Source organism: Arthrobacter arnarulunnguaqae (assembly GCF_051262515.1).
GTDB lineage: Bacteria > Actinomycetota > Actinomycetes > Actinomycetales > Micrococcaceae > Arthrobacter_N.
In genome coordinates, this window is sequence record NZ_JBIMER010000005.1 from 89,289 (window position 1) to 113,004 (window position 23,716).

24 protein-coding genes are annotated in these 23,716 nt (G+C 68.5%); 12 read left to right on the top strand and 12 right to left on the bottom strand.

The genetic code is table 11. The features are described 5' to 3' along the window. Window positions 1-70: 70 nt before the first annotated feature. Genes ACHAAJ_RS06865 through sp36 form a run of 3 tightly spaced genes read right to left on the bottom strand, consistent with a single transcriptional unit; the run spans window position 71 to window position 1,653 of the window. Entirely contained in the window at window positions 71-1,015 is a 945-nt protein-coding gene (locus tag ACHAAJ_RS06865) for an NUDIX hydrolase (RefSeq protein ID WP_435727251.1), read from the bottom strand. Next, window positions 999-1,475 carry a RidA family protein gene (locus tag ACHAAJ_RS06870; RefSeq protein ID WP_435727252.1) on the bottom strand — a complete coding sequence of 159 codons (477 nt, stop codon included), beginning with the start codon at window positions 1,473-1,475 and terminating at the stop codon, window positions 999-1,001. Before ACHAAJ_RS06870 ends, ACHAAJ_RS06865 begins: the two co-directional genes overlap by 17 nt. A 22-nt stretch (window positions 1,476-1,497) precedes the next feature. Then, window positions 1,498-1,653 (bottom strand): Sp36 family protein, encoded by a 156-nt coding sequence (gene sp36 / locus ACHAAJ_RS06875; RefSeq protein WP_435727253.1) that lies wholly within the window; start codon window positions 1,651-1,653, stop codon window positions 1,498-1,500. A 37-nt stretch (window positions 1,654-1,690) separates the two neighbouring features. On the opposite strand from sp36, the gene ACHAAJ_RS06880 reads away from it, so the two are divergent. The 4 genes from ACHAAJ_RS06880 (at window position 1,691) to ACHAAJ_RS06895 (ending at window position 8,786) form a co-directional block, all read left to right on the top strand. Then, window positions 1,691-4,051 carry a transglycosylase domain-containing protein gene (locus ACHAAJ_RS06880; protein ID WP_435727254.1) on the top strand — a complete coding sequence of 787 codons (2,361 nt, stop codon included), beginning with the start codon at window positions 1,691-1,693 and terminating at the stop codon, window positions 4,049-4,051. Between the two features lies 1 nt (window position 4,052). Beyond that, entirely contained in the window at window positions 4,053-5,015 is a 963-nt protein-coding gene (locus tag ACHAAJ_RS06885; protein ID WP_435727255.1) for a metallophosphoesterase, read from the top strand. Between the two features lie 100 nt (window positions 5,016-5,115). Then, on the top strand, window positions 5,116-6,981 hold the full coding sequence (locus tag ACHAAJ_RS06890; RefSeq protein ID WP_435727256.1) for an ABC transporter ATP-binding protein: 1,866 nt from the start codon (window positions 5,116-5,118) through the stop codon (window positions 6,979-6,981). After that, window positions 6,978-8,786 carry an ABC transporter ATP-binding protein gene (locus ACHAAJ_RS06895; protein WP_435727257.1) on the top strand — a complete coding sequence of 603 codons (1,809 nt, stop codon included), beginning with the start codon at window positions 6,978-6,980 and terminating at the stop codon, window positions 8,784-8,786. The genes ACHAAJ_RS06890 and ACHAAJ_RS06895 overlap by 4 nt, the downstream gene beginning before the upstream one ends. 96 nt (window positions 8,787-8,882) lie before the next feature. On the opposite strand, the gene ACHAAJ_RS06900 is transcribed toward ACHAAJ_RS06895, so the two are convergent. Further along, a complete protein-coding gene (locus ACHAAJ_RS06900; RefSeq protein ID WP_435727258.1) occupies window positions 8,883-9,029 on the bottom strand; it encodes a hypothetical protein in 147 nt (48 codons plus the stop codon). Window positions 9,030-9,187: 158 nt separating this feature from the next. On the opposite strand from ACHAAJ_RS06900, the gene ACHAAJ_RS06905 reads away from it, so the two are divergent. Next, the gene (locus ACHAAJ_RS06905) at window positions 9,188-10,426 is read left to right on the top strand and encodes a helix-turn-helix domain-containing protein (RefSeq protein WP_435727259.1); all 1,239 of its coding nucleotides are present in this window, start codon (window positions 9,188-9,190) and stop codon (window positions 10,424-10,426) included. 27 nt (window positions 10,427-10,453) lie between these two features. Here the strand turns inward: ACHAAJ_RS06905 and ACHAAJ_RS06910 are convergent, their stop codons facing one another. Together ACHAAJ_RS06910 and purD are read right to left on the bottom strand one after the other, a co-directional pair. Next, the gene (locus tag ACHAAJ_RS06910; protein WP_435727260.1) at window positions 10,454-11,359 is read right to left on the bottom strand and encodes a phosphoribosylaminoimidazolesuccinocarboxamide synthase; all 906 of its coding nucleotides are present in this window, start codon (window positions 11,357-11,359) and stop codon (window positions 10,454-10,456) included. After that, complete coding sequence (gene purD, locus ACHAAJ_RS06915; protein WP_435727261.1) at window positions 11,359-12,627, bottom strand: phosphoribosylamine--glycine ligase; 1,269 nt, start codon at window positions 12,625-12,627, stop codon at window positions 11,359-11,361. Before purD ends, ACHAAJ_RS06910 begins: the two co-directional genes overlap by 1 nt. Before the next feature lie 55 nt (window positions 12,628-12,682). Between purD and ACHAAJ_RS06920 the strand changes: the two genes are divergently transcribed. The 6 genes from ACHAAJ_RS06920 to purM are packed head-to-tail and all read left to right on the top strand — an operon-like array spanning window position 12,683 to window position 17,872. After that, window positions 12,683-13,363, top strand: a complete 681-nt coding sequence (locus ACHAAJ_RS06920) for a class I SAM-dependent methyltransferase (RefSeq protein WP_435727262.1) — start codon at window positions 12,683-12,685, stop codon at window positions 13,361-13,363. Window positions 13,364-13,373: 10 nt separating this feature from the next. Beyond that, window positions 13,374-14,378: an asparaginase gene (locus ACHAAJ_RS06925; protein ID WP_435727263.1), complete on the top strand. Its 1,005-nt coding sequence runs from the start codon at window positions 13,374-13,376 to the stop codon at window positions 14,376-14,378. A gap of 17 nt (window positions 14,379-14,395) precedes the next feature. Further along, window positions 14,396-14,779, top strand: coding sequence for a sterol carrier family protein (locus ACHAAJ_RS06930; protein WP_435727264.1), 384 nt, complete (start codon window positions 14,396-14,398; stop codon window positions 14,777-14,779). Between the two features lie 2 nt (window positions 14,780-14,781). Then, complete coding sequence (locus ACHAAJ_RS06935; RefSeq protein WP_435727265.1) at window positions 14,782-15,111, top strand: adenosylcobinamide-GDP ribazoletransferase; 330 nt, start codon at window positions 14,782-14,784, stop codon at window positions 15,109-15,111. A gap of 50 nt (window positions 15,112-15,161) precedes the next feature. Then, window positions 15,162-16,712, top strand: coding sequence for an amidophosphoribosyltransferase (gene purF, locus ACHAAJ_RS06940; RefSeq protein ID WP_435727266.1), 1,551 nt, complete (start codon window positions 15,162-15,164; stop codon window positions 16,710-16,712). 14 nt (window positions 16,713-16,726) lie between these two features. Further along, window positions 16,727-17,872: a phosphoribosylformylglycinamidine cyclo-ligase gene (gene purM, locus ACHAAJ_RS06945; protein ID WP_435727267.1), complete on the top strand. Its 1,146-nt coding sequence runs from the start codon at window positions 16,727-16,729 to the stop codon at window positions 17,870-17,872. A gap of 417 nt (window positions 17,873-18,289) precedes the next feature. On the opposite strand, the gene ACHAAJ_RS06950 is transcribed toward purM, so the two are convergent. Further along, window positions 18,290-19,243 carry a Sir2 family NAD-dependent protein deacetylase gene (locus tag ACHAAJ_RS06950; protein WP_435727268.1) on the bottom strand — a complete coding sequence of 318 codons (954 nt, stop codon included), beginning with the start codon at window positions 19,241-19,243 and terminating at the stop codon, window positions 18,290-18,292. Between the two features lie 21 nt (window positions 19,244-19,264). Then, complete coding sequence (locus ACHAAJ_RS06955; protein ID WP_435727269.1) at window positions 19,265-19,492, bottom strand: DUF3073 domain-containing protein; 228 nt, start codon at window positions 19,490-19,492, stop codon at window positions 19,265-19,267. 206 nt (window positions 19,493-19,698) lie between these two features. On the opposite strand from ACHAAJ_RS06955, the gene ACHAAJ_RS06960 reads away from it, so the two are divergent. Beyond that, on the top strand, window positions 19,699-20,292 hold the full coding sequence (locus ACHAAJ_RS06960; RefSeq protein WP_435727270.1) for a septum formation family protein: 594 nt from the start codon (window positions 19,699-19,701) through the stop codon (window positions 20,290-20,292). Between the two features lie 27 nt (window positions 20,293-20,319). On the opposite strand, the gene clpB is transcribed toward ACHAAJ_RS06960, so the two are convergent. From clpB to ACHAAJ_RS06980, 4 genes are all read right to left on the bottom strand, one after another. After that, window positions 20,320-22,902 (bottom strand): ATP-dependent chaperone ClpB, encoded by a 2,583-nt coding sequence (gene clpB, locus ACHAAJ_RS06965; protein WP_435727271.1) that lies wholly within the window; start codon window positions 22,900-22,902, stop codon window positions 20,320-20,322. Between the two features lie 106 nt (window positions 22,903-23,008). After that, the gene (locus ACHAAJ_RS06970; protein ID WP_435727272.1) at window positions 23,009-23,137 is read right to left on the bottom strand and encodes a hypothetical protein; all 129 of its coding nucleotides are present in this window, start codon (window positions 23,135-23,137) and stop codon (window positions 23,009-23,011) included. After that, window positions 23,138-23,203 (bottom strand): VOC family protein, encoded by a 66-nt coding sequence (locus ACHAAJ_RS06975; protein WP_435727350.1) that lies wholly within the window; start codon window positions 23,201-23,203, stop codon window positions 23,138-23,140. A gap of 66 nt (window positions 23,204-23,269) precedes the next feature. Then, the gene (locus ACHAAJ_RS06980) at window positions 23,270-23,698 is read right to left on the bottom strand and encodes a YccF domain-containing protein (RefSeq protein WP_435727273.1); all 429 of its coding nucleotides are present in this window, start codon (window positions 23,696-23,698) and stop codon (window positions 23,270-23,272) included. Window positions 23,699-23,716: the final 18 nt, after the last annotated feature.

Here is a 23,716-nt window from a genome sequence, read left to right on the forward strand (position 1 = left end):
CGGCGCCGCACCCTTCCGGGGGTGCGGCGCCGTCGTTTTCCGTCAGTTGGGCGGCGCCGTCCCGCCGGCCCTACCGGCCGCGCGGGGTCGCCCCGCCCTCGGCGGCGGTGTCGACCGTGACGTCCAGGAACTTTCCGTCGTCGGCCTCGAGGAGCGACGGGTGGTGGTATTTCAGTTCGCGCCGGTGGGACAGGTAGGCGACAGTGCCCCGGGTGGTGGCGAGCTTCTCGAGGATGCATTCGACGGCGGGAGTCGTCAGCTCGCTCAGGGTGAGTCCGACGGTGTCCGGCTGGCCGACCCTGTCTCCGAGCGTCGTCGCGTCGCGACCCGCGAGCACCTCCGCCGCAGGCATCCACTCGGCCCACCGGCCCTTCCCGCGCAGGAGGCTGACCCGCTGGTTCACCGGGACCGCCGCGGCGAAGTACCACGTGTCGAACCGTCGGTGCGCGAAGTCGGGACTCACCCAGTGGGACAGCGGACGCAACAGGTCGGTGCGGAGGCCGAGCCCGCGCTTGGCCAGCACGCTGGTGAAGGACTTGTCCTGCACCGCCACCGCCTCGCGCACGTCCATCCACTCCTGGGTGGAGCAGTTCTCCACGATGGAGAGCTCGTCCGCCCCGGCCAGCAGCACGCCGGTTTCCTCGAAGAGTTCCCGCACCGCGCACATCAGGTGGCTGCGGACCAGCCGGTGGTCGAGGATGCCCAGGCGTCTGGCCCAGAAGCCGACGTCGGGTCCGAACCACTGCACCGCGTCCTCGTCGCCGGGCTCGACGCTTCCGCCGGGAAAGGCGACGGCTCCCAGCGGGGAGCCCCCCGGCCGGTATCCGAGGTACGTCTCGGTGCCGCGGGGGCTATCCCGCACCAGGACGACCGACGAGGCCCGCCGGGCGCCGCGCGGGGTGCGTTCGCCGTAGGCGACCCAACTCTCGGCGGCGCCTAGCTGCCCCGGCGGCACCGGGAAGAGCCGACGGCGCTGTCCCGCCACGGGGCGTCCGGCGTCAGCTGAATTCGGCAACCAGTTCAACCTCGACGGGGGAATCCAACGGGAGAACGGCCACGCCGACGGCGGAGCGGGAGTGGACGCCGGCGTCGCCGAAGACCTTGCCCAGGAGCTCCGACGCGCCGTTGATGACGCCCGGCTGTCCGGTGAAGGCCGGATCCGAGGCGACGAAGCCCACGACCTTGACGATCCGGGTTACCCGATCGAGATCGCCGATGACGCTCTTGACGGCTGCCAGCGCATTGACGGCGCAGGTGGCCGCCAGCGCCGCGGCGTCCTCGGCGGCAACACCCGCGCCGACCTTTCCGGTTGCTGGGAGTTCGCCGTTAATAAACGGCAGCTGTCCCGAAGTGTAAACGTGGTTGCCCGAGACGACGGCCGGGACGTATGCGGCCACCGGTGCGGCCACCGGCGGCAGGTCGATCCCGAGTTCCGCGAGGCGACGCTCTACTGCTGATGTTGGCTGGTTATCCACGGTTTCTCCGGTATCTGTGCGGCTAGGACTTGGGACGCTTGAGATAGGCCACGGGCGCGTTGCCGTCGGGGCCGGAAATGACGGTGACAAGCTCCCAGCCGTCCTCGCCCCATTGGTCGAGAATCTGCTTCGTGGCGTGGATGATGAGCGGTAAGGTGGCGTACTCCCATTTGGTCATAACCGATAGGCTATCCGCTCCGGCTAAACTGGTGTGCATGGCAGGTCGAAAGTCACCCTTTTTTGATACAGCAACCACCCTGGGCAAGATCGTCGCCTTCTTCGGGGTGAGTTCCGTCTGTGGCGTCCTCGCCGCCGGGCTCTTGGTCCCCGCGGCCGCTTTCGCCGGCTCGAGCGCCACGGCGGGCATCGAATTCTTCGAGGCGCTGCCGGCGGAGCTGAGGGAGGAGCCGCTGTCGGTGCCCTCCCGAATCCAGGCGAAGGACGGCTCGACCATCGCCTCGTTCTATGCCGAGAACCGCGTTCCCGTGACGCTGGACAAGGTCTCGGAGAACATGCGGAACGCCATCGTCTCGATTGAGGACGAACGTTTCTTCCAACACAACGGCGTCGACATGCGGGGCATTACCCGGGCCGCCATGCACAACCTGACCAGTTCCACGCAGCAGGGCGCGTCGACGCTGACCCAGCAGTATGTGAACAACACCCTGATCAACGCCGACAGCCTCCGCGGGGTGGACAAGAGCGACCTGACCATCTCCGGCTCCAAGTCCATCGGCGACAAGCTCCGGGAAGCCAAGCTCGCCATCGCCGTCGAGAAGGAGTTCAGCAAGGAGGAGATCCTCCAGGGCTACCTCAATATCGTGCTTTTCTCCGGAACCACCTACGGCGTGGAAGCCGCGGCGCAGCGCTTCTACTCGGTGCCGGCGTCCGAGCTGGACATCCAGCAGTCGGCGATGCTGGCCGGCATGGTCCAGCTGCCGAACGTGTTCAACCCCAGCACCAACCCCGAGGCCAGCACCAAACGCCGCAACGTGGTCCTCGGTGCGATGAAAAAGACCGGAGCCATTACCGACGCGGAGTACCGGGAAGCCGTCAAATCGGGCCTGAACCTCAAGGAGAAGCAGCTCAAGTCCGGCTGCATCTCAGCCAATAGCGCCGCGTACTTCTGCGACTACGTGACGCATCTGGTGCTTTCCGACCCGGCTTACGGCAAGACCCCCGAGGATCGCACGGCCTTGCTGTACCGCGGCGGCCTCACCATCAAGACCACCCTCGATCCGCGCCTCCAGAAGGAAGCCGAAAAGGAAACGTCCGCCGCGATCCCGGGCAAGGACAAATCCAACCTCGGGACGTCCATCGTTTCCGTGCAACCCGGCACGGGACAGATCCTGGCCATGGCGCAGAACAAGACCTACGGTCCGCAGGACGGGACGCAATACACCGAATACAACTTCAACGTCGAGTCCGGCATGGGCGGCTCCGGCGGTTTCCAGGGCGGCTCGACCATGAAGCCGTTCACCACGTTGGCGTGGCTCGAGTCCGGCAAGAACATGTGGGACAACGTCGACGCCCGGCGCGATTCCTACCCGGACGACTATCGCTGGCAGGCCTCGTGCCTGCCCAAGGGATACACGCGGGCGGTGACGGACGACGGCCAGTGGGAGGTCAACAACGCCACCGACGGCTTCAAGCGGACCATGTCCGTCGACTACGGACTGTACTGGTCCATCAACACGGCGACCGTCGCCCAGGCCGCGCAACTGGACCTGTGCGACATCGTCGACGCGACAGAGCGGCTGCGCCTGGTCGACGGCCGGACCGGCGAGACCCAGACGCCGACCCCCGCCTTCGTGCTCGGCACCACCAGCGTGACGCCGCTGGCCCAAGCCGCCGCGTTCGCGGCCTTCGCCAACAAGGGCGAATGGTGCGCCCCCCGCGCCCTGACGTCGGTCTCCGACGCCGCCGGCAACAGCTACAAGGTTCCGGCCGAGGCCTGCTCGCAGGAGATCGACCCGCAGGTCGTGGCCAACCTCAACGGAACGCTGTCCAAGATCGCCGGTGAACGCATCGCCAAGGGAACCATGGACATGCCGATCGCCGGCAAGACCGGCACCAACAACGGGGCATCGTCCACCTGGTTCGTCGGCTACAGCACCGGCGTCTCCACGGCCGCATGGGTGGGCCGCAACACCGGCAACAAGGCCATCTTCGGCGAACGCATCAACGGCGAGATCTACGACTACGCGGACTCAGCGACGTTCGCCTCCCCCATGTGGCTCGCCTACATGCAGGACGTTTCGCAGTACTACCCCGGCGAGGACTTCGGGACCCCGGATTCCCGCCCGTCCGCCCCGGCACCCGCGCCGGCACCGGAAAACAACGACCAGAACAACGAGCGAAACGACAACCGGAACGACGACGCCGGCGACGCCGAGGAGGACAACAGGGAGGCTGCCGCCCCGGTCGAGACCTCCGCTCCGACCGCAGCCACCGCACCGGCCGAGGCCTCCGCTCCGGCGGACGACAATTCCGGACCGGGCAACGGCCGCGGCAACGGCAACGGCGGACAGGGATCGACGCCCGAACCGCCCCGCCAGGACGGCGAGGACAACTAGCATGCCGGCCGCGCGGGAGATCGGATCGTACGTGGGCGCCCTGGCTCAACGGGCCGCATGGGGAGCCGGAGCGGCGGCCGCCGCAGGCGGTCTCGTCGCCGGCTACGGCTTGCTGGAGCGCAACCGCTTCGGAGTCCGCCACGAATCCGTCGCTGTCCTCCCCCCGGGGATGTCGGACCTGCGCGTGCTCCACCTCTCCGACATCCACATGGTGCCGGGCCAGGAGGCAAAACGCCGCTGGCTCCGCTCCCTGGCCGACATGGAGCCGGATCTGGTGGTCAACACCGGGGACAACCTCAGCCACCGGACCGCCGTGGCACCCCTGCTCGAGGCCCTAGAGCCCCTGATGAAGTTCCCCGGCGTCTACGTTCCGGGTTCGAACTGCTATTTCGCCCCCCGCCCGAAGAATCCCTTGCGCTACCTGCGTGGCCCGTCCAAGCCGCCGTCGGACAACCCGAACATCGAACTGCCGTGGCGGGACATGCATGCCGCGTTCGGCGCCGCCGGGTGGCTGAACCTCGCCAACCGCAACCTGTCCCTTCCATGGGGGCCCCTCCGGCTGGACTTCTCCGGCGTCGACGACCCGCACCTCGAACTCGACAGCTATGCCGGGTGGCCCCATGGGTCGGCCACCTCCGCGCTGGCGCCGCACGTGCGCATCGCGCTCGCGCACGCCCCGTACCAACGGGTCCTCGACACGTTCACCGCGGACGGCGCGGATATCATCTTCGCCGGACACACGCACGGGGGCCAGGTCTGCATACCCGGCTATGGCGCGCTGGTCAGCAATTGCGACCTGCCGACTTGGCGTGCGCGCGGCCTGACGCGGTGGGAGTTCGACGGACGTTCGGTCCCCCTGAACGTCTCCGCCGGGATCGGAACCTCGCGGTTCGCGCCGGTGCGCGTCGCCTGCCCGCCCGAGGCCGTCATCGTGACGCTGACTGCGCGCGAATCCCGGGCCTAGTTCCCCGCCCCGTTCCTGCGCCCCGCACGTCGATTGATGAACGTCAACCAGTCGGGGTAATCTTGAAATGATTGCTGCAGGCAAATAAGACGAATCGGGGATGCCACTCGTGGTGCAACACCAGGTGGGCCATGCCGCCCACTCCAGCCAGTCTTCGCTCTTGAGTACCTTTCGCCGGTTGGGACCGCAGCTGAAACCGATACTGCCGCGCCTGGTCCTGGGATTCCTCTGCGCCCTCACCGCGGGACTGGTCGCCCTAGCCATCCCACAGGTCCTCCGTGAACTCGTGAACTCGGTGCTGCACAGCGGCGGCTCCGGACGTGCCGTGTGGATCAGCGCGCTGGTCGTCACGGGACTGGGACTGCTGGAGGCGGGCCTGCTTTTCCTTAGGCGGGTCTTCGTCATCACTCCGGCGGCCCGGATCGAATCGTCGCTGCGCATCGGGTTCTTCCGGCACCTGCAGCAGCTGCCCGTCTCCTTCCACGACAAGTGGGGTTCCGGCCAGCTCCTGTCCCGCTCGATGGCGGATCTCAGCCTCCTGCGGCGCTGGCTCGCGTTCGGCTCCATCATGCTGGTCGTCGCGACCGTCACGGTGGTCGTGGGCGTGGCGCTGATGTTCAGCAGCCACTGGCTTCTGGGGTTGATCTACCTTGCCGGGGCCCTCCCCATCACCATCCGGGCCTTCCACTTCCGCAACGTGTTCCGGGACGCCAGCCGCCTCAGCCAGGACCAGGCGGGAGATCTGGCGACCGCCGTCGAGGAATCCGTGCACGGCATCCGCGTGATCAAGGCCTTCGGCCGCGGCAGGCAGTCCCTCGAGGGGTTCAGCACCCAGGCCCAACGGCTTCGGGACACGGAAATCCGGAAGGCCCGCTCGCTCTCCGGCTTCCTCATGTTCGTGGTGTCCGTTCCGGAGCTGACGCTCGGGGCCGGGTTGTTAGTCGGGATCTGGCTGACGGCCCAGGATCAGCTGTCGGTCGGGGAACTCGTGGCGTTCTTCGCCACGGCCGCGGTCCTCGCCCAGCCGGTCGAAGGCATCGGCATGCTGCTGGGCATGACCCTGACCACCAAGACCGCGTTGGACCGGCACTTCGAGGTCATCGACACCCGGAGCGACATCGTTGCCCCCGCGCGGCCCACCACGCCGCGGAACCCGCGTGGGCATGTTCGGCTTAGCGGGGTCGAATTCAGGTACCCGGACGCGAAACCGGGCACGGCTCCCGTTCTGGCTGGCATCGACCTCGAGATCCGCCCCGGCGAAACCATGGCCCTGGTGGGCGCCACCGGAAGCGGCAAATCGACGCTCCTGCAGCTCGTTCCGCGGCTCTACGATGCCACCGCCGGCTCGGTGGAGATCGACGACGTCGACGTGCGGGACTACGACCTCGACGTCCTGCGGACCGCCGTCTCCGTCGCCTTCGAGGACACCACGCTCTTTTCGGCATCGATCCGGGACAACGTCCTCCTGGGCGCGCGCCCCGTCCCGGGACAGACCGCGGACGAGGCGCTGGCGGAGGCCATCGACGTCGCTCAGGCGGGATTCACCCGCGACCTGCCCCTGGGCGTCGAAACCGTCATCGGCGAGGAGGGACTCTCCCTCTCGGGCGGCCAACGCCAACGCATCGCCCTGGCGCGGGCGATTGCTTCCCGCCCGCTGGTCCTCGTGCTCGATGATCCGCTCTCCGCCCTGGACGTACGCACGGAGGAGAAGGTGACCGAGGCCCTGCGGTTGGTCCTGGCGGGCACCACGACGCTCATCGTCGCCCACCGACCCTCCACGGTGATGCTGGCGGACCGGGTCGCCCTGCTGGAGAACGGCCGGATCCTCGACGTCGGAACCCACTCGGAACTCCTCGATCGCAGCGACCACTACAGGTACGTCATCGCGAGCCTCGACGAACCGCCCACCGTCGAGGACGTGCTCGACGAATCCATCGACAGCGACGAAGAGGAGGCCTCCCGATGAGCAAGCCCGTCGGCGTCGCCAACGAGGACCGGATCGACTTGGACAAGACGGACCGCCTGCGCGTGCGGTCCCGTTCGTGGGCCCTGCTGAGGCTCCTTGCCTCGCCCCTGCGCCGGATGCTGGTCCTGACGGTCGCCCTGGTCGTCGTGTCCAACGCGGCCCGTGCCTCGTTCCCCATCATCATCGCCTGGGCCATCAACTGGGCGCTGCCCGAACTTCTCGCGGACCGTCCCCTGGCCCTGGGCGTCACGGGCGGGATGTACCTGGTCTCGGCCGTGCTCGCGGGCGTCCTGCTGGGCTGGTACAACCTCTGCACGGCCAAGGTCAGCCAGGCGATGCTGCTGGACCTGCGCCTGCGCGTATTCCGGCATACGCAGCGGCTCAGTCTCGAGTTCCACGAAAAGTACACGTCCGGCAGGATCATCTCGCGCCAGACCTCGGACCTCGAAACACTGCGCGAGCTGTTGGACCAGGGGGTGTCCCAACTCGTATCCGGGATCGTCTTCGTCGTCTTCACCGCCGCGAGCGTGTTCCTGTTGGACTGGCGCAGCGGAATCGTGGTGCTCTGCGCCGCCGTGCCGATCTCCGTCATCTTCAACTGGTACCAACGGCGTTCGGAGCTCGTCTACCGGGAGTCGCGTGTCGTGTCGGCAAGGCTCATCACGTCGTTCGTGGAGACCATGACGGGCATCCGCGCCGTCAAGGCCTTCCGCCGCGAGCCGGCCAACGACGCCGCCTACACCACGGTGGCCCAGGAGTACCGGGACAACTCGATCCGCTCCATCAACCTCTTCGGCATCCTGCAGCCGTGTCTGGTGCTGATCGGCAACCTCACGGTCGCGGCGGTGCTGCTCCTGGGTGGGTTCCGGGTCATCGACGGCACACTCGCGGTCGGGACTCTGGTGGCGCTGCTACTCGCGTCCAAGCGGGTCTTCCAGCCCGTCGAGTCCATCGCCATGTTCTACAGCTCGCTGCAGGCCGCGACGGCGGCGCTGGAGAAGGTTTCGGGCCTGCTCGAGGAGGAACCGACAGTCGTCGAGCCCCAGCGGCCGGTGCCGCTCGCGACGGCGAGCGGCCACATCGAATTCTCCGACGCCGCGTTCGGCTACGGCGACGGACCGCTCGTCATGCATCGGTTCAGCCTGGACATCCCCGCCGGCCAGACGGTCGCCGTCGTCGGGCAGACGGGCGCGGGTAAGTCGACGCTCGCCAAGCTGATCGCGCGCTTCTACGACCTCAGCTCCGGATCGCTGACGCTTGACGGCGTCGAGTTGCGCGACGTCTCCAACGCCGACCTCCGCCGCGCCGTGGTGATGGTAACGCAGGAGGCGTTCCTGTTTTCGGGATCGGTCGCGGACAACATCGCGCTCGGGGAGCCGGAGGCGTCGCGCGAGGAGATCATACTGGCCGCCCGCGCGGTCGGGGCCCACGAATTCATCCTGGCCCTGCCCGACGGCTACGACACCGACGTCAACAAGCGCGGCGGCCGCGTGTCCGCGGGACAGCGCCAGCTCATCTCCTTCGCCCGCGCTTTCCTCGCCGATCCGGCGGTGCTCATCCTCGACGAGGCGACGTCCTCGCTGGACATCCCCAGCGAGCGGATGGTGCAGGACGGGCTGCACCGGCTGCTCGGGGAAAGGACGGCCGTGATCATCGCGCACCGCCTGTCCACCGTGGAGATCGCCGACCGCGTGCTGGTGGTGCACGACGGGCGCATCGTCGAGGACGGCACCCCGGACGCGCTCGTTGCCGCAGGTGGACGGTTCGCCGCCCTCCACGCCGCGTGGCGCGAGAGCCTGGTGTAACGCAAGACGCGGAGAACCTCCCCTGACCGCGTGGTCCGGGGAGGTTCTCGTTGGTTGATCCGGTGCCCGGTGCCCGCTGGCACCGATCCGGTTTGCCTACTTGTGCGGCCAGTCCCCCACCGACTGAACCGTATGCGGCCAGTCCCCCACGGCCTGCGCGTCGTGTGGCCAGTCCCCAACGGCCATGATGCCCACCCCGGCCAAGGCGGTTGCGGCGGCAAGCGCTGCGATGAACTTTTTCATGGTTCTCCTTCTGGAGCTCAGAGTTTCGGTCGATCAAGTGGCGAAGCACTTCACATTCATTGTAAATTGACCCGAACACGTTTCGTCAAGGGCTGGTAGGGTCGGCTTTCAGCGAAGATGGATTTGACTGGAAATCCACATGAATCAAGGGGGAACCATTGGGCATCAAATTCGGAGAGAAACTCCGCCACGCGCGTCTGAAACAGAAGCTGACGCAGGCGCAGCTGGGCGCGGGCAAGTACTCGACGAGTTACATTTCCCTTCTGGAAACCGGTAGCCGCGAACCGACCGCGGACATCATCACGGAGCTGTCCGGCCGGCTGGAGATCGACCGCGAGGTCATGGAGTCCTGGAACACGCCGGTCTCCGCCGACGAGGCCGAATTCGTGCTGCTGGAGCACCGCGCGCGGCAGTCCTGGACGGCCCGCGAATACACCGACGCCGAGGCCACGGCCACGGAGGCGGCCGCCGTCGCCCTGCGCCTGAAGAACTCCAGCGCGTGGTGGAACATGATGTTCCTCCGCGCCGAGTCGCTCCGCGACCAGGGCCGCCACGACGAATACCGCGCCGCCGCGGAGGAGGTCTTGGCGCACCCGCTGACGGACGAGTCGCTGGCCCTGAAGGTCCGGGCCGAGACGCTGGTCGCCAACGCCTACCTGGGCCTGGGCAAGCTGCACATCGCCGTCGACCACGCGCTCACCGCCGTCGCACTGGGGAAGGACCTCCCCGGCGACTCGCTCATCTACATCGGCGGCCTCTTCTCGCTCATCGCCTCGCTGGCGGAATCGGGCCAACTGGACGAGGCCTGGAAGACCTGCGAAACGCTCTCCGAGGCGGTAGCGTCCGGCTCGCCGAGCCAGACGGCCGGCAACGCGTACTGGGCCATCGGCAACGTGGCGTTCAAGCGCCAGGACATCGCCTCCGGACTGGCGAACCACCAACTCGCGGCGCAGCGGCTGCTGCCGGCCAGCGACATCGAACTGTGGGCCCGGTTCAACAAGGCGTCCGCCTCCATGCGGCTGTCCGCGGGCGTGGTGGAGGCGGAAACGCTGGAGTGCATCGAGAAGGCCGAACTCGCCCTCAGCGTCATCGGCGGCAACCCGGCGGAAGCTTTGGAGCTGCGCCTGATCCGCGCCCGCTGGCTGCACCTGAACGGGCAACCCACCGAGGCGCTGGAGCAGCTCGGCCCGGTGGACGAGGAACGCGGGGCCCTCTCGCAGCACCTGCAGGGCGAAGTCGACCTGCTCACGGCCCGCTGCCTCGTCGCCACCGGCAAGGGCAAGGACGCGCTGGCGCACCTGGCGACCGCCCAGACGGCCTTCGCCTCCGCGGGGTCCCCGGACCGCGCCTCGCTGGCGATCGAGCTCGCGACCGAGATCCGCTCGGCGAACCGCTAGGAACCGCCGGCTGCGCCTCTCCTGGCGTTAGGCCGTGAAGCGCTCCCCGGTGATGCGTTCGTACGCCTCCACGTAGCGCGCTCGGGTGCGCCGGACGACGTCGGGGGGCAGAGCCGGCGGCTCCTGGCCGGAGGCCTTGTCCCAACCGGACTCGGGACCCGTCAACCAGTCGCGAACGTACTGCTTGTCGAAGGACGGCTGCGCGCGGCCCGGCGCGTAGGCCTCCGCGTCCCAGAACCGCGAGGAGTCCGGCGTCAGGACCTCGTCGCCGAGCGTGATCTTCCCGCTGTCCGGGTCGATCCCGAATTCCACCTTCGTGTCGGCGAGGATCACTCCGCGTTCGCGGGCGATCTCCTCGGCCCGTGTGTAGAGCGCCAGCGTGAGCCGCCGCAGTTCCCCGGCGGCGTCGGCGCCGATGCGCTCCTGAACTTGGGCGTAGGAGATGTTCTCGTCGTGCTCCCCCACCTCCGCCTTGGCCGAAGGGGTGAAAATCGCCGGCCGCAGGCGCGATCCGTCGACGAGGCCCTCGGGCAGCGGCAGGGAACACACGGTCCGGGACTCGCGGTACTCCAGCAAGCCCGTGCCGGTCAGGTAGCCGCGGGCGATGCATTCGATCGGGAACATGTCCAGCTTGCGGCACACCATCGCCCGGCCGGCGACGGCCTCGGGAACATCCGTGGAGATCACGTGGTTGGCGATCCCCTCCAGCTGGCGGAACCACCACAGGCTCAGCTGCGTCAGGACCTTGCCCTTGTCCGGGATCTCGGAGGAGAGCACGTAATCGTAGGCACTGATCCGGTCGCTGGCGACCACCAGCACGCGATCCGCGTCCGCCTGCGTGGAGCCGGCCGGGACGTAGAGGTCGCGCACCTTGCCGGAGTAGACGTGGGTCCAACCCGGCAACTCGCGCGTCTGCGTGTCGAGACCGGCCATCAGAGCGCCCCGCCCCGCGCTGCCTTGAGCGCGATGTCACCGCGGTGCTGGCCACCCTCGAGGGTGATCAGGTCCATCCCCGCGTAGGCCGCGTCCCGCGCGGCTTTCAGGTCCGTGCCCAGGCCGACGACGGCGAGGACACGACCGCCCGCCGAGACGACCTCTCCGGCGTCGTTCCTTGCCGTTCCGGCGTGCAGGACGCTGACGCCCTCCAACGCGGCGGCGTCCTCGAGCCCGGAGATCGGGTCCCCGACCACGGGCTTGTCCGGGTAGTTCGCGGACGCGAGGACGACGCCGACGGCGGACTCGGTCCGCCAGCGCAACGTCTCGGCGTCGTCGAGCGACCCCGTTGACGCGGCCATCAGCAGGCCGCCGAGCGGGGTCTTGAGCCGGGCCAGGACGGCCTGCGTCTCCGGGTCCCCGAAGCGCGCGTTGAATTCGATGACGCGAATGCCGCGACCGGTGATCGCCAGGCCGCAGTAGAGCACGCCCACGAACGGAGTCCCGCGGGACTCCATTTCACGGATGGTCGGGTACGCGACGCGTTGCATGACCTCGTCGACGAATCCCTCCGGCAGCCACGGAAGCGGAGTGTAGGCGCCCATGCCGCCGGTGTTCGGGCCGGCGTCGCCGTCGTGGATGCGCTTGAAGTCCTGCGCGGGAGCAAGCGGGACGGCGTGCTTGCCGTCCGAGATGACGAACAGCGACACCTCCGGTCCGTCGAGGAACTCCTCGATCACCACCGTGCCGCCGGCGGCGAAACAGGCCTGGGCGTGGGCGAGCGCCTCGGCGCGGTCCTTCGTGACGACCACGCCCTTTCCGGCGGCCAGGCCGTCGTCCTTCACGACGTAGGGGGGCCCGAAGGCATCCAGCGCGTCGGCGGCCTCCCCCGCGTTCTCGGCGACACGGGCCATGGCGGTGGGCACGCCTGCCTCGGCCATGACCTCCTTGGCGAACGCCTTCGAGGCCTCCAGCTGCGCGGCCGCCCGGGACGGACCGAACACCGGGATATCCGCCGCCCGCACCGCGTCGGCGACGCCCGCGGCCAGCGGGGCCTCCGGGCCCACCACCACCAGGGAGGAACCGAGCCCGCGAGCCAACGCGACGACGGCCGCGGGGTCCTGGGCGTCGATGGCGTGCACGGGGACGTCGGCGGCGATCCCGGCGTTCCCGGGCGCGCAGTGCACCTCGGAGACGTAGGGGTCTGCCAGCAACGCACGGACAATTGCGTGTTCGCGGCCACCGGGGCCGATAACGAGTACCTTCACGATCCCCCAGCCTACCGGGGCGCACGGCCCGGCGCCGGGGCGTTACGCTGGTCCCGTGCGCAAGGAAACGTTGTGGGAAGCCAAGGTCCGTGAGAATCCCGGGCACTCCCAGTGGTACATCGACCGGTTTGCGGCCCTGCGCGACGAGGGCGCCGACCTGCACGGCGAAGCCCGGCTGATCGATGCGATGGCAGCCCGCGGGAGCCGCATCCTGGACGCCGGCTGCGGTCCCGGCCGCGTCGGCGGGGAGCTGGCACGGCGCGGGCACCGGGTGGTGGGCGTCGACGTCGACCCCACGCTGGTCGCCGCCGCCGAACGCGACCACCCCGACGGACGCTGGCTGGTCGGCGACCTCACCGAGCTGAACGCCGTGCTGGGCGCCGGCTCCCCCGCGGACCGCGCCGGCGAACCCGCCGTTGCGGATCCCCACGGCCCCTTCGACCTGATCGTCTGCGCCGGCAACGTCATGGCGTTCCTCGCCCCCGGGTCGGCCCCCGAAGTCCTCGCCGGCTTCGCCTCCCGTTTGGCGGTCGACGGGCGCGCAGTGGTGGCGTTCGGCGCCGGACGCGGCTACGACTTCGACGCGTTCCTGGACGACGCCGCCCGCGCCTCGCTGGCGGTGGACGCCACGTATTCGACGTGGGACTTGCGTCCGCTGGCCGCCGATTCCGATTTCCTGGTCGCGATACTGTCCCGGGGTCCCTCCGCCGAGCCCGTGGAGCCCGGAAGTCACTAGACTGGTCGGCATGCCAGAAACCTTTTCCTCGGCGGACGCCGTCGACCTTGCCATCGTCGAGCGCAACGGGTTCATCGAGTCGCGGCACCGCGGCTCCGCCGTCGTGCTGGACGGCGACGGCGACGTGGTCGCGGCCCTCGGGGACATCGACGCGCCGGTGATACCGCGCTCCTCGCTGAAGCCGTTCCAGGCGCTCGCCTCGATGCAGTCCGGTGTCCCGCTGCGCGGGGCCGAGGTGGCGCTGGCCTGCGCGAGCCACGTCGGCAGCCGCGAGCACATGGACCTAGCCGCGACCATGCTGGCCAAGGCCGGGCTGTCCGAGGCGGACCTTCAATGCCCCGAGGCGTGGCCCGGACGCGAGGAAACCCGCAACGAGCTGGTGCGCGGCGGGCACGGCAAGTCCCGCCTGGCCTTCAACTGCTCGGGCAAGCACGCGGCCTTCCTGTGGGCGTGCACCGAGAACGGCTGGGACACCACCACCTACCTGGATCCCGAGCACCCCCTGCAACGCCGCGTCGTCGAGGTCGTCGAGGACTACGCCGGCGAAAAGATCGCCCACTTGGCCGTCGACGGCTGTGGAGCCCCGGTCCCGGCGATCTCCCTGCGCGGCCTGGCGCGCGCCACCGGGCGGCTCGCGAAGTCCCCGGGCAACAAGCACGCGGATGCGCGCGCGGCGACGATCGCCACGGCCATGCTCGACTACCCGTGGGCCGTCCATGGCCACGGCGAGGAAAACACGGTGGTCATGGAGGAGCTCGGCGTCATCGCCAAGCTCGGCGCCGAGGGCGTGCTGATGCTGGGCACGGAGTCCGGCCACGCCTGCACCCTCAAGATGCTCGACGGCAACGGCCGCGGCGCCACGCTCGTCGGCCTGACCCTGCTGGCGAACGCCGGCGCCATCGACGTCGGTCGCGTCGCTCCGGTGCTCGAATCCGTCGTGAAGCCGATCCTCGGCGGCGGGGTGCGCGTGGGCAGCATCCGCCTGGCCGCCCCCGTGATGGAACTGCTGGACTAGCGGCGGGGAGACGCAGGATGGGTGTACGACGCCGGATCGCCGCCGAGGAGGGCCGTGGGGCGCTCCGCGTTTGGCTCGCGGCCGCGCCCGCGGACCGTCCGGCGCTTCCGCGGAACGTCACCGCGACGGCGGTCCGGTACGCGCTCGAGGAGCTCTCGGCCGTGGCCGAGGGGAATTCGGTGGAGGTCCGCGTGCCGCCGTTCGGCGTCGCCCAGTGCGTGGAGGGTCCGCGGCACACCCGCGGAACGCCGCCCAACGTCGTCGAGATGCCGGCCCAGACCTGGCTGGCGCTGGCGACGGGATCCGCGTCGTGGGACGACGCACGCGGATCCGGCGCGGTGGGCGCCTCCGGCCTCCGGGCGGACCTGTCCGCGCACCTGCCCCTGTTCGGTAAACTTTAGGCATGGATTCACCGCAGCAGGACCCCCAGCACACCCCCCGGCCGGTCCCGCCGAACGGCTCCGTCGAGGTCCGGCTGCGGCGCGCGCCGAAGTTCTGGCCGTTCGTCGGAATGGGCGCCGCACTCGGGATCCTGGTCGCCATCGTCTCCGCCTTCACGGGCCCCGAGAGCGCCGAGTTCACGCGCAACACGGTCGCCGCCTTCCTCTCCGTCTACTACGGGATCGCGGGCGTCCTGGTGGGATGCGTCACCTACCTCATCGTGGACCGCGTGACATCCAAGCGGGACCGACGCACCACCGCGGTGCCGGTGGACGAACCAGAGGAACGCTAGGCCCTACCCGAATGCGCCGCACCCCGTCGCCCCGTGAGAGAATGGACCCCATGGCGCGTGGTGACGGAATGCTTTCTCATGATCTCTTGCCCAACGAAAAGGGCCCGCAGGACGAATGCGGTGTCTTTGGCGTGTGGGCCCCCGGCGAGGACGTCGCCAAATTGGCGTACTACGGCCTCTATGCGCTGCAGCACCGCGGGCAGGAGTCCGCGGGCATCGCGACCTCCGACGGCCAGCGCATCAACGTCTACAAGGACATGGGCCTGGTCTCCCAGGTCTTCGACGAGAACACGCTGAACTCGATGACCGGCCACATCGCGGTTGGCCACTGCCGCTACTCGACCACCGGGGCGAGCCACTGGGCCAACGCCCAGCCGACCCTTGGCGCGACGTCCGAGGGAACGGTGGCCCTGGCCCACAACGGCAACCTGATCAACTCCGCCGAGCTCATGGACATGGTCGTCGCCGAGCAGGGCGCCAAGTTCCGCGGCGAGCTCGCGCAGGGCAACACCACGGACACCGCGTTGGTCACCGCGCTCATGCGCGGAGAGGAGGGCACGTCCCTCGAAGAGACCGCCATGGAACTGCTGCCCAAGCTCCAGGGCGCCTTCTGCTTCGTGTTCATGAACGAGGGAACGCTCTACGCGGCCCGCGACCCCCACGGCGTCCGTCCCCTGGTGCTCGGGCGGCTCTCGCGCGGCTGGGTGGTCGCCTCCGAGCAGTCCGGCCTCGCCACGGTCGGCGCCAGCTACATCCGCGAGATCGAGCCGGGCGAGCTCATCGCCATCGACGAAGACGGCATCCGCTCGCGCCACTTCGCTCCGGCGACCCCCGCGCACTGCGTCTTCGAATACGTCTATCTGGCCCGCCCGGACGCCTCCATCAACGGCAGATCCGTCTACGAGTCCCGCGTGGAGATGGGCCGCCAGCTGGCCCGCGAGAACAGCGCAGAGGCCGATATCGTCATCCCCGTCCCGGAGTCCGGGACCCCCGCCGCGATCGGCTACGCGGAGGAGTCTGGCATTCCCTTCGCCCACGGCTTCGTGAAGAACGCCTACGTGGGCCGCACGTTCATCCAGCCCTCGCAGACGCTCCGCCAGCTCGGCATCCGGCTGAAGCTCAACGCGTTGGAGCCCGTGATCAAGGGCAGGCGCGTGGTGGTCGTCGACGACTCGATTGTGCGCGGCAACACGCAGCGCGCCGTGGTGCGGATGCTGCGCGAGGCCGGCGCGGCCGAGGTACACGTCAAGATCTCCTCGCCGCCGATCAAGTGGCCGTGCTTCTACGGCATCGACTTCGCCTCCCGCGCGGAGCTGATCGCCAACGGTGCCGCCGTGCACGAGATCACCGCGTCGATCGGCGCCGATTCCCTGGCCTACATCTCCCAGGACGGCATGATCGAGGCCACCGAACAGCCGCGCGAGCGCTTGTGCACGGCGTGCTTCACCGGCGAGTACCCGATCAAGCTGCCCACGTCCGACCGGTTGGGAAAGAACCTGCTGGAGCGGTCGATGGACAGCAGCGACGGCTGCGACCCGGGACCGGACGCCGAATTCGAGGCATCGCTCACCCCCGCCGACAAGACCCCCAGCACCAAGTAAAGGACGCCTGCCTCATGACTTCCTCCACGCCCGAGCAACCGACCGGCATCACCTACGCGTCCGCCGGCGTCGACGTCGAAGCCGGGGACCGCGCCGTCGAACTCATGAAGGGTGCCATCAAGGCCACCCACAACGACTCGGTGCTCGGCGGCGTCGGCGGCTTCGCCGGCCTGTTCGACGCGTCCCGCCTGCTCACGTACACCAGGCCCCTGCTGGCCACCTCGACGGACGGCGTCGGCACCAAGGTCGCGATCGCGCAGGCCATGGACATCCACCACACCATCGGCCACGACCTGGTGGGCATGGTCGTGGACGACATCGTGGTCGTCGGCGCCGAACCGTTGTTCATGACCGACTACATCGCCTGCGGCAAGGTGGTTCCGGAGCGCATCGCGGACATCGTGCGCGGAATTGCCGAGGGGTGCACCATCGCGGGCACCGCGCTCGTCGGCGGCGAGACGGCCGAACACCCGGGCCTGCTCGGCGAACACGAGTACGACGTCGCCGGCGCCGCCACGGGCGTCGTCGAGGCCGACGCGCTGCTCGGCCCCGACCGCGTCCGCTCGGGGGACGTGGTCATCGCGATGGCTTCCTCGGGAATCCACTCCAACGGCTATTCGCTGGTCCGCCGCGTCATCAACCACGCCGGATGGGCACTTGACCGCGAGGTCTCCGAGTTCGGGCGCACGCTCGGCGAGGAACTGCTGGTGCCGACCAAGGTCTACGCCGCGGACTGCCTCGACCTGATCCGCGCCCTGAACGTCCCGGGCGCGGCCCCCCTGCACGGCTTCAGCCACGTTACCGGAGGCGGCCTGGCCGCCAACCTGGCGCGCGTTCTCCCGCAGGGTCTCATGGCCACGATCGACCGCTCCACGTGGGAGCTGCCCGCCATCTTCAAGCTCGTCGCCGAGCTCGGAGGGGTTCCGCAACCCGATCTGGAGCGCACGCTGAACCTGGGCGTGGGCATGGTCGCCATCGTCGAGGCGTCCGCCGCGGACGCCGCGCTGGCACGCCTGAACGAACGCGGAGTCGCCTCCTGGGTCATGGGCACGGTCGGCGCTGTCGATCCCTCCGGCGCCTCGGCCGGGCCGGACTTCGTCCAGGGCGCCAAGGGCGTCGACGGTGGCGCCGTGCTACTTCGGGGCGCCTACGCCTCCTAGTTACTCAAGCGCAGTCCCCCGCGGGCCCGGCATCCTGAATGGTGCCGGGCCCGCGGCCTGTCCTGCCGGAATCCGCCTCGGCAGACTGGGCACATGGGAAGCTACCTTCTGGTGGTCTTCATCTCCCGGCTCACGGAGGGAACGGCGTTTGAGCGCACCCGCTGGCCGTTGCACGCGACGATTTTGCGCTTCGACTCCGAAGAGGACACGGGGACGCTGTGCCGCCGGAGCGGCGCCTCGCTCTCCGGGCACCACGCTTTCACAGCGGACATCGGCGAGGACGCCGCGTTCGGACGAGATGGCATGGTGCCCGTGTTCCTGGTGGACGGCGATTCGGGGTTGGCGGACCTGCACGTGGCGATGCTCGGGACCCTCGGGGACGGCGCGTGGTTCTCTCGTGTGGGAGCTCGCCGCGGCCTAGCCGGCGGGATTCGCCGGACCGGCGTCGACGACGGAGAGCAATTGGTCCAGTGCGGGGCCGACTCGCGTGCGCCACAGCCACGTCGCCTTGGCGTCCCCGCGTGTGGGGCCGCCGTTGATGATGCCGATCTGCTTGCCGGACTTCTCCGCGTCCAACACCAGGCGGTAGCCGCTCATCACCGCGAGACTCGAGCCGACCACCAGCAGACCGGTGGACTTGTCTTCTAGTTCACGAACGTCGGCCTTCCGCTGAACCGGGACGCTCTCACCGAAATACACCACATCGGGTTTCAGTTCGACGCTCCCGCAGGACAGGCAGCCCACCATGGTGAATTCGTCCACGTGGGCCTGGTCCAGCGTGACGTCGCCGTCGGGGTTGACCAGCGCGGGATCCAGGCGGATGCGCTCGACGAAACCGGGATTCGCCACGGCCAGCCGGGTGTCGAGCTCCGCACGGTCCTCGACGAAACCGCAGCTCAGGCACATCACGGTGTCCAGGTCCCCGTGCAGCGGGACGACGACCCGGGAACCGCCGCGGACGTGCAATCCATCGACATTCTGCGTCACGACGCCGCTGAGCAGCCCCAAGCGCTCCAACTCGGCCACCGAATGGTGCGCGGTATTCGGCTCCGACTTGGCCATGTGCCGCCAGCCGACGAAGCTGCGCGCCCAATAGCGGTGCCGTGCCGCGGGATCGTGTTGGAACTCTTGGAACGTCATCGGCCGGTGTCGGCGCAGGGACCCGTTGGGTCCCCGGTAGTCCGGAATGCCCGAATCGGTGGAGACGCCGGCGCCGGTCAGGAGCAGCACCGGCCCGTTGGACAGCATCGATGCGATGCCGGCCAAGGCGGTGAGCGGGTCCTGTGGCGCCGCGGTCTCTCCCACCACGCGCTCGATGGAGCGAATGGCCGTGCGGTGCGCGTTGGCTATGGGAAGATCCGCGAAATCCACGCTCGGAGTGTCCGGGTGTGATCAGCCGATGCGGCGCTGATCGTCCTCGTCGTCGTCATCCGAGTATTTGTCGCCGTAGTCCGAATAATCCGGCTCGAACGGTTCTTCGACATGCGTCGCCTGGGTACCGGCGTGTCCGCGGGTGTTCCCAAGCTCGCGCTGGAGGGCAGACAAGTCAGTGGCCGGGGAATAGTACTTGATATCCCTGGCCTGCCGAGTTGCTTTTGCCTTCTGACGGCCGCGCCCCATGGCGTGACCCCCTTTTTCGGTAGATCCGGAGGTGGTCCACCTTTACAAGGTAGAGGCCCCGGAATTTGCGACTGATTCTTTCGTGCTTCTAGGTTAACATGATTCGGCCCCAATCGCCGTCTCGGCGCACTCCGCGGGCGGGGCTCCGCGGACGACTAGAGTTGAGGCAAATGCCCCCTACGAGACATCAAGGACAGGGAGCCGTTGTGGTCGACCCAGTGACGCCGGAGCCCTCCCCGTACCAGCCCGCACGATCGGCGAACACCGAGACCCGCCACCGCTTCGGCCTGTCCCCGGTGTGGATGGTCATCGGGGCGGTCGGCATTGTCCTGATGCTGGTCTATGGCACCGGAAAACTCATGGACGCTGCCACGCCGACGCCCGCACCGCCGTCGGAAGTCGTGCGGGACTCGGATCCGGGCATCGACGGAATCATCGCCCGCAACGCACCGGCGTCCCAGTTCGAGATCGGCGATTGCCTGACGGGCTTCACCGGCCCACTCGAACAGGCGACCATTGTCACGTGTCGCACTCCCCACGCCGCCCAGCTCATCGGCGTCGCGGAGCTCGACGACGCCCCCTACCCCGGCGACGAGCGCACCGCGACCAAGGCCGAGGCCGCCTGCAAGGCCATCACCCTGGACCCGGCCGCGCTCTCCGCCGGGGCATGGAACTACGAATTCAGCAGTCCGTCCCAGGGCACGTGGTCCGAGGGGGACCGGAGCGTCGCCTGTTTCCTGGCGCTGTCCGAGGGCACCGTCAGCCAGTCCCTGCTCCCGGACGGCGCCCGGAGCACCTAGCCGTCCGTCCGCAGCATCAGGCCGAACCTACTGCCGACTGACGGAGAGCCCTCCACCGTCCACGGCTTCCACTAGTACCCCGTCCCCGTCGGCAATCGTCCCCGCCAGCAGTTCCCTGGCCAGACGGTCGCCGATCTCGCGCTGCACCAGGCGACGCAGCGGCCGGGCACCGAAGGCGGGATCGTAGCCGGCCAACGCCAGCCACTCCCTGGCCGCCTCTGTGACGCTGAGCGTCAGGCGACGGGCAGCCAGCCGCCGGCCCAGCGCATCGACCTGGAGGTCCACGATGTTCCCCAGCTGGTCGAGGGACAGTGGATCGAACATCACCACGTCGTCGAGCCTGTTGAGGAACTCCGGCTTGAAAGAGGCGTTGACCAGGTTCATGACGGCGCTCCTCTTGTGTTCGGCCTCCAGCGCCGGATCCACCAGGAACTGCGAACCGAGGTTGGACGTCAGCACGAGGATGGCGTTGCGGAAGTCCACGGTGCGGCCCTGGCCGTCGGTGAGCCGGCCGTCGTCGAGCACCTGAAGCAGGATGTCGAAGACCTCCGGGTGCGCCTTCTCGACCTCGTCCAGCAACACCACGGAGTAGGGTCGGCGGCGGACGGCCTCGGTGAGCTGGCCGCCCTCCTCGTAGCCCACGTACCCGGGAGGGGCCCCGACCAACCGCGAAACCGAGTGCTTCTCGGAGTATTCGGACATGTCGATGCGGACCATCGCCCGGTCGTCGTCGAACAGGAAATCAGCGAGCGCCTTCGCCAGTTCCGTCTTTCCCACGCCGGTGGGCCCCAGGAACATGAACGAACCGGTGGGCCGGTCCGGATCCGAGATCCCGGCGCGGGCCCGGCGGACGGCGTCGGACACCGCGCCGACGGCCTTTTCCTGGCCGATCAACCGCTTGCCGAGGAACTCCTCCATGTGCAGCAGCTTCTGGCTTTCGCCCTGCAACATGCGACCGGCCGGAATGCCGGTCCACGCGGAGATCACTTCCGCGATGTCGTCGGCCGTGACCTCCTCCGAAACCATCAGCTCCGTGTCCCCACCCTGCTGTTCCGCGGCCTGCGCGGTCTCCAGCTCGCGCTGCAATTCGGGGATCTCTCCATACAACAAGCGGGAAGCCTGCTCCAGATGGCCGTCGCGCTGGAGGACCTCGGCATCGGAACGAAGCTCCTTGATACGCGACTTGAGGTCGCCAACGCGGTTGAGTCCCGCCTTCTCCGACTCCCAGCGGGCATTGAGGCCGTCAAGGGCCTCCGTCTTGTCCGCCATATCCGCCCGCAACGCCTCCAGCCGGTCGACCGATGCCTCGTCGGTGGCCTTCGCGAGCGCCAACTCCTCCATCTTCAACCGGTCGACCGACCGGCGGAGCTGGTCGATCTCCTCGGGTGCCGAGTCGATTTCCATGCGCAGCCGGGAGGCGGCCTCGTCGACGAGGTCGATCGCCTTGTCCGGCAGCTGGCGCCCGGCGATGTAGCGGTTGGACAGGGTCGCCGCGGCCACCAGCGCCGAGTCCCCGATGGAGACCTTGTGGTGTGCCTCGTACCGCTCCTTGAGCCCGCGCAGGATACCGATGGTGTCGTCGACCGACGGCTCGCCGACGTACACCTGTTGGAAGCGGCGCTCGAGGGCGGCGTCTTTTTCGATGTTCTTCCGGTACTCGTCCAAGGTCGTGGCGCCGATGAGCCGGAGCTCGCCGCGCGCCAACATGGGCTTGAGCATGTTCCCGGCGTCCATGGCCCCCTCGGAGGCCCCTGCGCCGACGACGGTGTGGATCTCGTCGATGAAGGTGACAATCTGGCCGTTGGATCCCTTGATCTCCTCCAGCACGGCCTTGAGCCGCTCCTCGAACTCGCCACGGTATTTGGCCCCGGCGATCATCGAGCCGAGGTCCAGAGCGATAAGAGTTTTCCCCCGCAGAGACTCCGGAACGTCGCCGGCGACCATCCTTTGGGCGAGCCCCTCCACCACGGCCGTCTTGCCGACGCCGGGCTCGCCGATGAGTACCGGGTTGTTCTTCGTGCGGCGGGAAAGCACCTGCACCACGCGGCGGATTTCGGCGTCGCGGCCGATCACCGGGTCCAACTTTCCTGAACGGGCGATCGCCGTGAGATCCGTGCCGTACTTCTCCAGCGCCTGGAACGTGTTTTCGGGATCCGGGTTGTCCACCTTGCGGTCTCCACGGATGCCGGGCAGGCCCGCACGGAGCGCCTCGGGACTGGCCGCGGACCCGCGGAGCGCGGAGCCCGCCGCCCCGGTGTCCGAGGCCAGGCCCAGGAGCAGGTGCTCGGTCGAGACATAGGTGTCGCCCAGCCGTTCCGCCTCCTGCTGGGCAGAAGCGATGACCTGCAGCATCCCACGCGAAAACTGCGCCTGTGCCACGGACGTACCCGACGACGCCGGCAGCGATTTGATGGCGGCGCTGGCCTGCGCGGAGACGACGTCGGGATCAACTCCGGCTGCCCGCAGGAGCGCCACGGCGATGGATTCGCGCTTGTCCATCAGCGCCTTGAGCAGGTGCGCCGGCTCGATCTGCGGATTTCCGGCCGTGGAGGCGTTCATTCCGGCGGCCGAAAGCGCCTCTTGGCTTTGGGTGGTGAATTTGGAGTCCACGACGGTTCCCTTTCTCTGCGCTAACAGTCGGTGTCAGACTTGAGTCTACATCGCTCAACTTTAGTGCAGCGCGGATTATTCCGCCGGCGAAGGGCCGCACGGTGGCTTATCCCGCCGCTGCGGTCTCGATGACTGCCAGATCCAGCTTGCGCATCGGCATGAACGCCTCGACGACCCGGCGGGACACCTCAGGATCCCCGCCGGCGAGCAGCTCGGTCAGCCGGCGCGGCACCACCTACCAGGACACACCGAAACGGTCCTTGAGCCAGCCGCACCGGCTCTCATCGCCACCGGATGTCAATTGACGATGTCCTGCATGGTGAAGCCCTTCCGGAACCCACGGAGACGTCGTGGCGGACGGCGTCGCTCAGCGGCGCCGTGCCATCGCCGACGTCCCGAAGGGACCTTGCGCCGAGGGAACGATCTCCTTGCCGAGAGGCACCAACGACACGGGGATCAGTTTGAGGTTGGCAATGCCCAGCGGAATGCCGATGATGCTCACAAACATCGGGATGGCGGTGACCACATGGCCGATGGCAATCCAGAGGCCCGCCACGAGGATCCAGATGACGTTGCCTATCGTCGAGAAGGCCCCGGTCCGGCCGCCACGGTCCACGATGGTCCGGCCGAACGGCCAGAGGGCGTAGCTCGCGATCCGGAACGAGGCGATCCCGAAAGGAATCGTCACGATCAGGAGGCAACACACGATGCCGGCGAGGAAGTACCCGAGGGCCAACCAGATTCCGCCGAACAGCAGCCAGATGACATTGAGGATGATGGCAAGCGGTCCGTTCATGGAACCATCCTCCCGCAT

What these genes read in the sequence shown, in the direction of transcription:
- sp36 (WP_435727253.1), bottom strand. Translation starts at nt 1,653, where the DNA reads ATGACCAAATGGGAGTACGCCACCTTACCGCTCATCATCCACGCCACG.
- ACHAAJ_RS06880 (WP_435727254.1), top strand. Translation starts at nt 1,691, where the DNA reads ATGGCAGGTCGAAAGTCACCCTTTTTTGATACAGCAACCACCCTGGGC.
- ACHAAJ_RS06885 (WP_435727255.1), top strand. Translation starts at nt 4,053, where the DNA reads ATGCCGGCCGCGCGGGAGATCGGATCGTACGTGGGCGCCCTGGCTCAA.
- ACHAAJ_RS06890 (WP_435727256.1), top strand. Translation starts at nt 5,116, where the DNA reads ATGCCACTCGTGGTGCAACACCAGGTGGGCCATGCCGCCCACTCCAGC.
- ACHAAJ_RS06895 (WP_435727257.1), top strand. Translation starts at nt 6,978, where the DNA reads ATGAGCAAGCCCGTCGGCGTCGCCAACGAGGACCGGATCGACTTGGAC.
- ACHAAJ_RS06900 (WP_435727258.1), bottom strand. Translation starts at nt 9,029, where the DNA reads ATGAAAAAGTTCATCGCAGCGCTTGCCGCCGCAACCGCCTTGGCCGGG.
- ACHAAJ_RS06910 (WP_435727260.1), bottom strand. Translation starts at nt 11,359, where the DNA reads ATGGCCGGTCTCGACACGCAGACGCGCGAGTTGCCGGGTTGGACCCAC.
- ACHAAJ_RS06925 (WP_435727263.1), top strand. Translation starts at nt 13,374, where the DNA reads ATGCCAGAAACCTTTTCCTCGGCGGACGCCGTCGACCTTGCCATCGTC.
- ACHAAJ_RS06930 (WP_435727264.1), top strand. Translation starts at nt 14,396, where the DNA reads ATGGGTGTACGACGCCGGATCGCCGCCGAGGAGGGCCGTGGGGCGCTC.
- ACHAAJ_RS06935 (WP_435727265.1), top strand. Translation starts at nt 14,782, where the DNA reads ATGGATTCACCGCAGCAGGACCCCCAGCACACCCCCCGGCCGGTCCCG.
- purF (WP_435727266.1), top strand. Translation starts at nt 15,162, where the DNA reads ATGGCGCGTGGTGACGGAATGCTTTCTCATGATCTCTTGCCCAACGAA.
- purM (WP_435727267.1), top strand. Translation starts at nt 16,727, where the DNA reads ATGACTTCCTCCACGCCCGAGCAACCGACCGGCATCACCTACGCGTCC.
- ACHAAJ_RS06955 (WP_435727269.1), bottom strand. Translation starts at nt 19,492, where the DNA reads ATGGGGCGCGGCCGTCAGAAGGCAAAAGCAACTCGGCAGGCCAGGGAT.
- ACHAAJ_RS06980 (WP_435727273.1), bottom strand. Translation starts at nt 23,698, where the DNA reads ATGAACGGACCGCTTGCCATCATCCTCAATGTCATCTGGCTGCTGTTC.